Origin of the sequence: Stenotrophomonas sp. S49, from assembly GCF_016624905.1 — a bacterium.
In the GTDB taxonomy this organism is placed as follows: Bacteria; Pseudomonadota; Gammaproteobacteria; order Xanthomonadales; family Xanthomonadaceae; genus Stenotrophomonas.
This window is the reverse complement of record NZ_JACVUD010000126.1, coordinates 1-11,390: the sequence shown is the minus strand read 5'-3', so window position 1 is coordinate 11,390 and position 11,390 is coordinate 1. Positions and strand designations below refer to the sequence as shown.

Here is an 11,390-nt window from a genome sequence, read left to right as displayed (position 1 = left end):
CCCCCCCCCCCCCCCCCCCCCCCCCCCCCCCCCCCCCCCCCCCGACTCTACAAAGGCCAGAGCAGAGCCAGAGCCGGAGCCACAGCCACAGCCACAGCCACAGCCACGGCCAAAGCAGTCGAGCAGGGCTCGACTCTACAGTTCCGTTACTTTGCCGAGACCCGCCAGACGACGTCGCCTACGTCGTCAGCCACCAGCAGCGCACCGTCGGCGTCCATCGCCATGCCCACCGGGGCGCCCATCAGGGTCTTTTCATCCTTCGATGCAAACCCGGTCACCACCGGTTGCGGGCGGCCGGTCGGCTTGCCGTCCTTGAACGGTACGTACACCACTTCGTAGCCGCTCAATGGCGAACGATCCCAGCTGCCGTGTTCGCCGATGAAGGCGCCGCCGTGGTACTTCGCGGGCAGCGACTGGCCGGTGTAGAACAGCAGGCCCAGCGGTGCCACGTGCGAGCCGATGGCGTAGTCGGGCTTGATCGCCTTGGCCACCAGATCGGGCCGCTGCGGTTGCACGCGTTCATCCACGTGCTGGCCGTAATAGCTGTAGGGCCAGCCGTAGAAGCCGTCTTCCTTCACCGAGGTCAGGTAATCGGGCACCAAGTCGGCGCCGATTTCATCGCGCTCGTTGGCCACCGCCCACAGTGCGCCGGTGCTCGGTTCCCAGTCCAGGCCGGTGGGGTTTCGGATGCCCGATGCGTAGATGCGGCTGCCACGGGTGGCCACGTCCACTTCCAGCACCACGGCGCGGCGGTATTCCACGGCCAGGCCATTTTCGGTGATGTTGCTGTTGGAACCCACGCCCACGTACAGCTTGCTGCCATCACGGCTGGCCAGCAGTTCCTTGGTCCAGTGGTGGTTGATGGTGCTGGGCAGATCGGTGAACTCGCGGCCCTTGTCGGCCATGCGGGTGGCACCCGGCACGTACTGGTACTGCATGATGTTGCCGGTGTTGGCCACATACAGCGTGTTGCCGATCAGCTGGATGCCGAACGGCGAGTGCAGGCCTTCGATGTAGACGTGCTGGGTCCAGGTATCGGTGCCCGGCGTGCGCCGCAGCAGGGTGACCCGGTTGCCGCCCTTGCCGGCCTTGCCCGAGCGCGCCTTCACCTTGCCGGCAATCCACTGCTTGGGCGTGGTGACCGGTTCTTCGCCGGGGCCATTGCCTTCCACCACCAGCACATCGCCATTGGGCAGGGTCAGCAGGCGGCGCGGGTGCTGCAGGTTGGCGGCAATGCGCTCGATCTTCAGGCCTTCGGCCACGGCCGGCGCCTGGCCTTCGGCCCAGCCCACGCCCTTGGGCACCTGCATGGGCGGCATTAGGAAGTTGGCCGGCTTGGGCAGCGGCGGCTGCGGACCGGACTGGTCGGCCGGGTGGTATTCGGCCTTGCCGGCGCAGGCGGCGAGCATGACGGCCAGGGAAAGGATGCCCAGCGTGGGCAGGATGCGCTCAGCCATGACGACCTCCCTGCAGCACCGGGGCCTGCAGTGACAACAGGATGTAGCCGATCGCGATCAGGGCCACGGTCAGCGCGGACAGCACGGTGCCCGGCACCGCCACCGCATAGGCGTCACGGCTGTGCACGAAGGCGTTCCAGATAGCCAACACGATGGCCACCAGGTTCAGCAGGAAATCCACACGGTCCACGCCGGTGGCGGTGCCGTTGCGGCGCCACACCGCGAACAGGTTGATCAGGCGCGGAATGATGGCGATCAGCAGGCCGAAGGTGATCAGCCAGGCGGCGGACTTGCCCCACATCACCTCGGCGGTGTTGAGGTAGAGGATGTCGAAGATCAGCGCGGCGACGAAGAAGCCGAACGGTATGGGGTTCAGCAGGCTGAAAAGCGTGGTGCCCGGGCCGCGATGGGCCTGGGCGACGGGGTTGACCATGGTCGTGCTCCGAAGGGGGAAGGACTGCACGGGCCGTAGTAGCACAAGCGGCCGGGAGGCAACGCGATGATGGCGGCCGGGGCCACGGCCGGGCTTGGATGGATGTGCCGGGACACACCCGACGGACACCGGTAGATCCACGCCATGCGTGGATGGGCCGAGCCGGGTGGTGCGTGGCTGCTTGACCTTGGAATGCCGGGTGGTGCGTGGCTGCTTGACCTTGGAATGCCGGGCGGTGCGTGACTGCTTTGCTTGGAATGCCGGGCGATGCGTGGCTGCGTTGCTTTGGTAGAGTCGAGCTTGCTCGACTGCTCTTTGCGACGGCAGTCGAGCAAGCTCGACTCTACGAAGGGCCAGAGCAGTCGAGCATGCTCGACTCTACGGTCGCGTGTGATTAGGGAACGTAGACCAAGTGCAGGGTGTAATCGAAGCCGCCTTCGGCTTCGGTGATGTCGACATGCATCACCAGATCGCTTCGCCCCTCTCCCTCCGTGTAGAGGTCGACCAGGACCTGCCAGTGCTGTCCATACCACTGGCACACCGAGGATTCCCAGGTCGTTTCCGGCAGCGGAACCAAGGTCTCGCCGTAGTCCTGGAGGATGCCGGTGATGGCCTCCCACGTATCGGCGGTGCGCAGCCGTACGTTCGCCGCTTTCGGCGGCCGGCCTGCGGCGATTTCGTTGGCCATCCAGGTCAGGACGGGGCGGAAGGCCGCATCCACGGGGCCTTCGCTGGTTGGGTCTTTGCTGACCATCTGTAGTCCTTCAGAGGCAGATCGCATGTTTGGCGCGGACGGTTCGTGCCAACCAAGGTTGGCACCTACCAGGCCAATGGGCGCCCGATGGGGGCGCGATCAATCGAACGTGAGGCTGGCGCGGCGGGCGGTGCGCAGCGGGATGAACAGGGCGGCGGCAAACACCACCAGAAACGGTGCGGACAGGATCGCGGCATCCTTGCTGCCAAACGCGATCAGGTTCAACTGAAGATCGCCAATCCATTCCAGCCGCATGAACACCAGTATCAGGCCACCGAAGGTGGGGCACGGCAGGCCACCGTGGCCGGCCATCAGCAGCGTGGGTGACAGCAGCGCGGCCAGAAAGGCGAAGCCCGCGCGGTACAACCACGGGTTGCCCTGCCAGCGCGGCGCACGCCGCCACATCAGCACCAGCAGGGCCAGTGGCAGCAGCGGTGCCAGCAGCACCAGCGCCAGGATCATGGCCATGCGGTTTCACCCGCGGCGCGGTGTTCTTCCATCAGACCCTGCATGCCCTTCCCCTATAGTCGTCCTTGAGCGGTGCATTGTTGCGGTTGTGGCCGCCAGTGCAAGCCCCTGTCGCAACGCGTGGCTGCGGACGGCTTGTGCCAACCAAGGTTGGCACCTACCAGAGCGTGCGGCGGGGCGCGGTTGCGGACGGGGTGTGCCAACCAAGGTTGGCACCTACCAGAGCATGCCGTGGCGGCGTAACGATTCGTTGCGCGGGCGATGACGCTGGCGAAAGGTGCGCGGCGCTACACTCGCCCCAGTGCTTCATGGAGGATCACGCATGCGCCTGCTGCATCTCACCCTGCCGGTGTCGAACGTCGAAACCGTGGCGGACTATTTCCGCGATATGCTGCAGCAGCGCGTGGTCGGCCACAACGTGCACATCGGCTGGAGCACGATCGACCTGCAACCGGCGGGTGCCCACGCCACCGGTGGCGTGCACCTGGCCTTCAACGTACCCGATAACCGTTTCGCCGAAGCGATGACGTGGCTGCGCGAACGCACGCCGCTGCAACGCAATCCCGAGGGCATCGACTACTTCGCGCTGGAAAGCAACTGGCAGTCGCAGTCGGTGTATTTCACCGGGCCCGACGGCCTGATCCTGGAACTGATTGGGCGCAAGCGCCTGCCGGCCGGCACGCATATCGGTGCCTTCCACGGCAGTGAACTGCAGTGCCTGAGCGAGGTAGGCCTGCCCAGCGATGATGTGGATGCGGTACGCGCCGACGCCACTGCGCGTTTCGGCCTGCAGCCGCTCAGTCCGCCGTCGGCGCAGTTCGCGCCGATGGGCGACGATGAGGGCCTGTTGATCGTGGTGGCCGCCGACCGCCGCTGGTTCCCCGAACAGAAAGACCTGCCCAATGCGCAGGGCCTGGTGCTGCAGATCGGTGGGGTGGCCGGCAGCGGCGAACTGCGCGACGACGCGCGCGGATGGCGCGTGTACACCGTCTGATCTACCAGCTACCCGAGGCACCACCGCCGCCGCTGCGCCCACCACCACCGCTCCAGTCGCTGGGCGAGGACGAACTGGACGACGAGCTGCCCCAGCCGCCACGCCGGTCGTCATCATCGTCGTCGCTGCGTGTGCCGGTGCCCACCAGCATGGCCACGGCCCAGCCCATGTAGCCCACGGCGCCGAACACCAGCAGCAGCGCTTCGGTATCCAGCCGGTCCGGCTGCAGCAGCGCCCACACCAGGCCCGCGCCCATCACCGTGCCAAGCAGCAGCACACGCAGGGTGAAGCCACGCCGGCTGTCCTGCCAGCGGTCGCGACCCAGGGTCAGCGGGAACCACAGCACCACCGCGGCGATGCCTGCCAGGAAGTACAGGGCCACATGCACGAACAGACCGGGGAACACCCCGCGCGTGGCGAGCACGGCCACGCTGATACCGATGCTGGCGACCAGCAGGCCCCACAGCGTGCGCCGCAGCGATGGGCTGCGCCGCCACCGCTGCCCGCAGACCCACGCCAGTGGCACAGCCGTTGCCAGCAAGAACAGCATCGGCACGATCTGCCGCGGCACCCATACCGCAGTCGCCAGCCCGGCCAGCGCGATCAGCGCCAGCCAGTGCAGCGGGCGGTACCACCACCGTCTCACCGGCACGGCTGCCGAACGCCCCTGCCAGCGGCCCAGCGCGAACCCGGCCATCAACGCCAGCAACAGGATCGTATCCATGCCCTGCCAGGTCAGATCCAGCAGATGGTTGCTGCGCGGCGGTGGCAACGGCTCGCCGTCCACCAGCCCCGCCAGCAGCGCGCTGCCGTCCAGCACGCCCTGGTCCAGATCGCCCTCGCGGAAGCGCGGCAGGATGGCCTCTTCAATGATGCGCTTGGCGTAGGCATCGGGGATGGCGCCCTCCAGCCCATAGCCGGGCTGGATGCGCACGTGCCGGTCCTGCACGGCCACCAGCAGCAGCACGCCGTCATCCACGCCCTTGCGACCCAACTGCCACTGGTCGAACACCCGCTGCGCGTAGGCCTCGATGCTTTCCTGGCCGGTACTGCCCACCAGCAGCACCTGCAGTTGCGCGCCGCCCTTGCGGGCCTGCAGCGCGCGCGCCTGCTGTTCCAACGTGGCACGTGTGGCCGGGCGCAGTGCACCGGCCGGGTCGACGACCGGGCCATCCAGCGGTGGCACCTGCACCTGCGCCCAGGCCAGCAGGGGCCACAGCAGCAGGAGCAGCAGCGCTGGCCACGAACCAAGGCGGCGCAGCGCCCGCTTCACCGATGTCGCTCGCTGTCGATCTGCGCATGCAGCGCGCGCAGCTGGGTAACGTTGTCGTCGAACACCTGAATGTCCGCATCGACCAGCGCGGGCCAGTCGGGCGCATGCCCCAACAGCTGCGCCACCTGCTGCTGCGGAGCGCGATCGAAGCCTTCGCCCAGCACCTGCAGGTAACGCACGCGGAAGCCTTCCGGGTCCTGCTGGTCCAGCACGTACAACTGCACGGCCAGCAGCCCGGCGTAGAGGTAGTTCACCAGGTAATTCGGGTCTTCATACATCAAGCGCTTGCCGATCCAGGCGTTGCGCAGTTCCGGGTAGCGCTGCGGCTGTTGGCCATAGCGCGCCAGCACCTGCCCGGTAAGCTGGTCCAGATCATCGGCGGTGCCCAGGGTATTGTTGGCCACGCCCTGGTAAATGGATCGCTCCAGCTGCGCTTCTTCGGCCGACGTGAACACCTGCAGCACCATGTCGTCCAGTAGTGACTTGAGGTAATACGCCTTGGCGCGCGGGTCCTGTGCCTGCTGGTACAGGCGGTCGCGGAAGCGCAGTTCGTTGTAGATCGCAAACGCTTCGGTCAGCCACGCGCTGCCGTTGAGCTGCAGCGGCGATGCATGGTTCCGCTGCATCCACTGCCCGTGCAGGCTGTGCCCGGCTTCGTGGACGATCTCCACGTCACTTTCCAGATCACCACTACGCTGGCCCACGAACAGCAGCGCGGGTGCATCGGGCGCAAACACCGGGAATGCGTCCTGGCTGCGCTGGCCGCGCGCGGTGTCCAGATCCATGCGGTGGCTGGCAGGGTCCAACAGCGCGCGCAGTTCTTCCACGTAGACCGGCCCCAGGTGCTGCATGGCGTCGGCCGCGGTGTCGCGCAGCTGTTGCAGGGTCAGCACCGGCGGCACGTAGCCGGCATCGGGCACCGTGGTATCCCAGGGCTGCGGGTCCAGCACGCCGCGGTTCTCTGCATGCCGCAGCAGCTGCTGCTGGTAGGCACCGCGTTGCGCGGCGTGGCGTTCCACCGCGGCCAGCGTGGTCTGCACGGTGGCGGTGTCCAGCCCCATGTGGCGATAGCCACGCTCGGTAGCCGAAGCGTGGTCCTGCAGTTGCGAGGCGCTGTCGTTCACCTGCACCAGCCCCAGCAGCACCGACGCCATCGGATCGCGCCGCGACTGCAGGCCCTGCCAGTAGCCCTTCCACCCTGCCTCGCGCAGCGCGCGGTCGGGCTGCTGGGCAAGCGCCAGCCGGTCGGCACCGGGGTCCCACTGCCGCCCCTCGCCCTGCAGTTGCGGATAGACGGCCGTGCGCATGATCTGTCGGCGCAGCCGCGCGAAGCTGTCCATGGCCGGGCCGGCCAGCGCATCCACCGCGTCGTCCAGCGCGGCGTTACTGGGCAGGGCGGCTTCCTGCTGCGCACGCTCGCGCAGGAACGGGTAGGCGTTGGCCCAGGCGGCATCGGCCGGCGCCTCATGCAGGGCCGCCCTGCCGGCGCGGGCAATGCTGCCGCACAAGCCCATCACCTGGTCCAACGCCTGCGCCGGGCGACGATCGCGGGCATCGCGGCCGGCCTGCAGGTGCAGGTAGGCATAGTGGCGCAGGCATTGCGCCTGCAGCTGCTCGGCCTGCCGGAAGCGCACGGCTGGATCGCTCCCGGTCGCGGCCTGCAGCGCCGCCGTCTGCTCGACCAGGACGGTGCGCGCGGTCTGCTCGGCGCCGGCGCTGACGAAGTACGCGCGGTCATCGGCGTGCAGGGCCTGCGCGCTGGCGGTGCCGGTGGCAAGCAACAGCGCGGCGACGTGGGCGAAGGTTCGCATCCTGCGGATGTTCATGGCATGTCCTTGTAGAGTCGAGCTTGCTCGACTGCGGGAAATTCCAGTCGAACAAGCTCGACTCTACCGGGGCGGGGGGCGAGCAAGCTCGACTCTACCGGGGGCCGCGAGGCCGGCGTTGTTCAGATCGATTCATCGGCCCGGCTCACCAGCGTCCAGCACGGGGTGCGGGCGAAGGTGTAGACCTGCTGGTCGCTGGTATCGGGGGTGCGCATCAGCACCTGCATCTGGCCATCGGCCTGCGCGGTGATGGTCATCTCGCGGCCTCGGCCGGCCAGCGTGGCCGGATCCGGCATCACCGGCCATTCCACCTCGGCCAGCGGCACCTGCTTTTCCACGGTCTTCGGCTCGGGCTCGGCACCGGCATCGACGTAGCTGTCGCGCAGCGGATCGGCAGTGGCCGTTTCCTGCAGCGCGATCTCATTGCCGAAGTGCTTCAGGAAGGTATCGAACGGCTCGTGCGGGCAGGCCGGTGCGGCGGGCGTAGCGGCTGCGGCTGCGGCGGCCTGTGCAGCAGGGGCCGGCGCTTCTGCGGGCTGCGGCTGCGAAGCCTGCGGGGCCTGGGTGCAGGCGGCCAGGGCAAGGCTGAAGACAGGGACCAGCAGCACAAGGGAACGGCGGCAGCGCATGGGATCATCCTGATTCCGGTTCGGTCGCACCATCCTACCCTGCGCCGTACAATCGCGTTTTTCCCGAGCCCGGCCCTGCCATGCGCGCCCTGTTCCTGTTGATTGGCCTGTTGCTGCCCGCGCTGTGGCCGGCCGTTGCGCTGGCCGTGGAGGCACGGCCCGGCGATCTGCTGTTCGTCAGCGCCGGCCAGACCGGCCTGAGCGCCGCCATTGATGATGCCACCGCGCGCGAAGGCGGCACCCGCTTCGACCACGTGGCCCTGGTGGCCGATGGACCGGGTGAACTGCAGGTGCTGCACGCCGATGAAAAGGGCTCGCGGCAGCAGACGCTGGCGGAATTCCGCCAGGATGCGCGGGACAAGCAGCGGCAGATCGTGGTGTACCGCCTGCGCGCGGCGCCGCCGCAGGTGCTGGCCGATGCCATCGCCACGGCGCGCACCCTGTTGGGCAAGCCGTACAACACGGCCTATGTGTTGAACGAGGACAGCTACTACTGTTCGGATTTCATTGAGCGCGCGTTCCGCACCCACCATGTGTTCGCGCTGCAGCCGATGAACTTCCGCAATCCAAAGACCGGGCAGATCTCCCAGCACTGGGTGGATCTGTACGCCGGCATGGGCATGGCAGTGCCGCAGGATCTTCCCGGCACCAACCCCAACGACATGGCGGCCACGCCCGCGCTGCAGCGGATAGGCCCGCTGTAAACACGCCTGCGGTAGACACGCCTGCTGTAAACATGCCCGCTGCAACAAGCGAAGCCCCGCACCAGGCGGGGCTTCACCGTTCACGCGTGGGCTGCACGCGGGTCATTCTTCTTCGTCATGGCCGCCCTGCTGCTGGTTGCGCTGGTTGCGCTGCTGCTGTTCCTGCTGCTGTTGCTGCTGCTGGTCGCGGCCACGCCCCTGCTGCTGATCCTGCTGGTTCTGCTGGCCCTGCTGCTTCTGGTTCGGGTTCTGGTTCTGCTGTGCCATGTCCGATCTCCAAATGCCACGCGCGGAATGCGGTGGACGTGCGCATGGTCTGCAGCCGAAGGTTAACCACGCGTTGCAGCGCGGCTACGGGCGCGTGCACGGCGGTGAATGAACACGCGCGGGCCCTTGTGCCGCAAGCGCATGAAGGGTTCATGCGGGTTGCGCATGTGCTTATGCCGGCCGCGTGCCGCGCCCATTAAGGTGGGCCGGCGCTTGCTGGCTGCGCGGGGCCGCCCGACAATCGGCGTTCTTCCCTGCGCCGAGTGAACATGGACCGTTCCGCCCCGCTGTTCCGCCGGGTAAACGCACGGGCACGCAACAGCCGCCACGGCGAGCACGGCGGCGACTACCGCCACGAGCGGCATCGCAAGGGCACGCTGGCCAGCGAGGCCACGCGCGGTTCGATGCACGCCGGGCACCGCCACGGCCGCGATTACACACCGCTGTTCCGCTTCCTGCTGTCAAAGGTGGGCCAGCCCTGGGTGCAGGTGCATTCGGAAGCCTGCGCGCGGCTGGATACGCCCGAACCCATCGCCTGGATCGTGGCCACGGGCAATGCCCCGCGCCGCGACCAGGTGCGCGTGGGCGAGGCCTCGTACTTCAGCGGGCTGTACGTGGATGAGGCCGGTCTGCTGCAGCGGGTGGCGCCGGCGCTGACGGCGAAGGACATGCTGCCCTCGTGCACCTGCTGTACGCATACCTTCAACGGCGTGCGCTTCGGCGAAGACGACGCCGGCTGACCGCCTACGCCTTTGGTCCGATTTGCAGCCGCCCCCGGCCGCGCCTATCGTCGGGCAGACCCTTGGCGGAGATACGCATGGCCCCCGACAGCACAGCACGGCCTTCCTACGACCAGGCCCTGGCCGACTTCGATCTGGCGCAGTGGGAAGCGCGCCTGCAGGGCGATATGCAGACCGGTGTGAATGCCTGCGTGGAATGCTGCGACCGCCACTGCGGGCGCAATGCCACCGCGTTGCGCTGGGTGGATGCGCAGGGGCGCCTGCACACCTACACCTTCGAACACCTGCGCGAAGCCGCTGCGCGCGCCGCGAACGTACTGGCCGATGCTGGCATTGCCCGTGGCGATGTGGTGGCCGGCCTGCTGCCGCGCACGCCCGATCTGCTGGCGGTGATCCTGGGCACTTGGCGGCTGGGTGCGGTCTACCAGCCGCTGTTCACCGCGTTCGGGCCCAAGGCCATTGAAACGCGGCTGGCCACCGGGCGCACCGCGCTGGTGGTGACCGACCTGGCCAACCGCAGCAAGCTGGACGGGGTGGGCGGCTGCCCTACCGTAGCCACCATCGCCGGCGTCGGGCAGCGCGTGGCCGATGGCGATATCGACTGGCGGGCGCGCACGCACCTGGCATCGGCCGAGCGGGCGCCGGTGATGCTGCGCGGTGACGACCTGATGGCCCTGCTGTCCACCTCGGGCACCACCGGCAGCCCCAAGGGCGTGCCGGTGCCGCTGCGCGCCTTGCTGGCCTTTGCCAGTTACATGGAACTGGCAGTGGATCTGCGCGCAGACGATGTGTTCTGGAACATTGCCGATCCCGGTTGGGCCTACGGGCTGTACTACGGGGTCACCGGCCCGCTGCTGCTGGGCCACGCCACCACCTTCAGCGAAGCCGGATTCAGTGTGGCCGTGCTGAACCAGATCATCCAGCAGCTGGGGGTAACCAACCTGGCGGGCTCGCCCACCGCCTACCGGCAGATCATCGGTGCCGGCCCTGCGGCCAGCGCCGGCATCAAGGGGCAGCTGCGCGTCGTCAGCAGTGCAGGCGAGCCACTGAATCCGGAAATCGCCCGCTGGTTCCGCGAACACCTGGGCACCACGGTGCTGGACCACTATGGGCAGACCGAAACCGGCATGGTGGTGAACAACCACCACGCGCTGGCCCACGCGGTGCGGCCCGGTTCGTCCGGCTTCGCCATGCCCGGTTACCGGGTGGCGGTGCTGGATGAGCACGACAACGTCCTGCCGCCGCGCACGCCGGGCATCCTGGCGGTGGATGTGCAGCAGTCGCCCATTCTCTGGTTCACCGGCTACTACGGCGCCGAGACGCCCGCGCTGCGCGATGGCTGGTACCGCACGGGCGATTCGGTGGAGTGGGAAGACGATGGTTCGATCAGTTTCATCGGCCGCTCTGATGATCTGATCACCTCGTCGGGCTACCGCATCGGGCCGTTCGATGTGGAGAGCGTGCTGATGGAACACGCCGCGGTGGCCGAGGCCGCGGTGATCGGCGTGCCTGATCCGGAACGCACCGAGATCGTGAAGGCGTTCGTGATCCTGCGCGATGGCCACAGTGGCAATGAAGGGCTGGCCACGGAACTGCAGCAGCACGTGCGTTCGCGCCTGTCTGCCCACGCGTATCCGCGCCTTGTGGAGTTCGTGGCGCAGGTACCGAAGACGCCCAGCGGCAAGGTGCAGCGATTTCTGCTGCGCAAGGCAGAGATCGAGAAGCAAGCGGCGGGGTCGTAGAGTCAGCTTGCTCGACTGCTCTGGTTTGGTCGCGCAAAGCAGTCGAGCAAGCTCGACTCTACAAGGGCAGGATCGCAAAGCAGTCGAGCACGTTCGACTCTAC

Annotated in this window: 12 protein-coding genes; 4 read left to right on the top strand and 8 right to left on the bottom strand. The window is 67.8% G+C overall.

Features of this window, described 5'->3' with window-relative positions; translation table 11 throughout:
- Nucleotides 1-146: 146 nt before the first annotated feature.
- From IAE58_RS18735 to IAE58_RS18720, 4 genes are all read right to left on the bottom strand, one after another.
- Nucleotides 147-1,457, bottom strand: coding sequence for a sorbosone dehydrogenase family protein (locus IAE58_RS18735; protein ID WP_108763140.1), 1,311 nt, complete (start codon nucleotides 1,455-1,457; stop codon nucleotides 147-149).
- Nucleotides 1,450-1,890, bottom strand: a complete 441-nt coding sequence (locus IAE58_RS18730; RefSeq protein ID WP_199934507.1) for a DUF2231 domain-containing protein — start codon at nucleotides 1,888-1,890, stop codon at nucleotides 1,450-1,452. Before IAE58_RS18730 ends, IAE58_RS18735 begins: the two co-directional genes overlap by 8 nt.
- Before the next feature lie 394 nt (nucleotides 1,891-2,284).
- Nucleotides 2,285-2,644, bottom strand: coding sequence for a hypothetical protein (locus IAE58_RS18725; RefSeq protein ID WP_199934506.1), 360 nt, complete (start codon nucleotides 2,642-2,644; stop codon nucleotides 2,285-2,287).
- 99 nt (nucleotides 2,645-2,743) lie between these two features.
- Nucleotides 2,744-3,112, bottom strand: coding sequence for a hypothetical protein (locus IAE58_RS18720; RefSeq protein WP_199934505.1), 369 nt, complete (start codon nucleotides 3,110-3,112; stop codon nucleotides 2,744-2,746).
- 322 nt (nucleotides 3,113-3,434) lie between these two features.
- Between IAE58_RS18720 and IAE58_RS18715 the strand changes: the two genes are divergently transcribed.
- Nucleotides 3,435-4,106, top strand: coding sequence for a VOC family protein (locus IAE58_RS18715; protein WP_199934504.1), 672 nt, complete (start codon nucleotides 3,435-3,437; stop codon nucleotides 4,104-4,106).
- A 1-nt stretch (nucleotide 4,107) separates the two neighbouring features.
- Here the strand turns inward: IAE58_RS18715 and IAE58_RS18710 are convergent, their stop codons facing one another.
- From IAE58_RS18710 to IAE58_RS18700, 3 genes are all read right to left on the bottom strand, one after another.
- Nucleotides 4,108-5,379 carry a TPM domain-containing protein gene (locus tag IAE58_RS18710; protein WP_325166869.1) on the bottom strand — a complete coding sequence of 424 codons (1,272 nt, stop codon included), beginning with the start codon at nucleotides 5,377-5,379 and terminating at the stop codon, nucleotides 4,108-4,110.
- Entirely contained in the window at nucleotides 5,376-7,190 is a 1,815-nt protein-coding gene (locus IAE58_RS18705) for a M3 family metallopeptidase (RefSeq protein ID WP_199934508.1), read from the bottom strand. Before IAE58_RS18705 ends, IAE58_RS18710 begins: the two co-directional genes overlap by 4 nt.
- Before the next feature lie 137 nt (nucleotides 7,191-7,327).
- Nucleotides 7,328-7,834 carry a hypothetical protein gene (locus IAE58_RS18700; protein ID WP_199934503.1) on the bottom strand — a complete coding sequence of 169 codons (507 nt, stop codon included), beginning with the start codon at nucleotides 7,832-7,834 and terminating at the stop codon, nucleotides 7,328-7,330.
- Nucleotides 7,835-7,914: 80 nt separating this feature from the next.
- On the opposite strand from IAE58_RS18700, the gene IAE58_RS18695 reads away from it, so the two are divergent.
- On the top strand, nucleotides 7,915-8,538 hold the full coding sequence (locus tag IAE58_RS18695) for a YiiX/YebB-like N1pC/P60 family cysteine hydrolase (protein WP_199934502.1): 624 nt from the start codon (nucleotides 7,915-7,917) through the stop codon (nucleotides 8,536-8,538).
- Nucleotides 8,539-8,640: 102 nt separating this feature from the next.
- Here the strand turns inward: IAE58_RS18695 and IAE58_RS18690 are convergent, their stop codons facing one another.
- Nucleotides 8,641-8,805 carry a hypothetical protein gene (locus IAE58_RS18690; RefSeq protein ID WP_180886923.1) on the bottom strand — a complete coding sequence of 55 codons (165 nt, stop codon included), beginning with the start codon at nucleotides 8,803-8,805 and terminating at the stop codon, nucleotides 8,641-8,643.
- Nucleotides 8,806-9,074: 269 nt separating this feature from the next.
- On the opposite strand from IAE58_RS18690, the gene IAE58_RS18685 reads away from it, so the two are divergent.
- Entirely contained in the window at nucleotides 9,075-9,545 is a 471-nt protein-coding gene (locus IAE58_RS18685; RefSeq protein WP_199934501.1) for a hypothetical protein, read from the top strand.
- A gap of 77 nt (nucleotides 9,546-9,622) precedes the next feature.
- Complete coding sequence (locus tag IAE58_RS18680) at nucleotides 9,623-11,287, top strand: AMP-binding protein (RefSeq protein WP_199934500.1); 1,665 nt, start codon at nucleotides 9,623-9,625, stop codon at nucleotides 11,285-11,287.
- Nucleotides 11,288-11,390 lie beyond the last annotated feature (103 nt).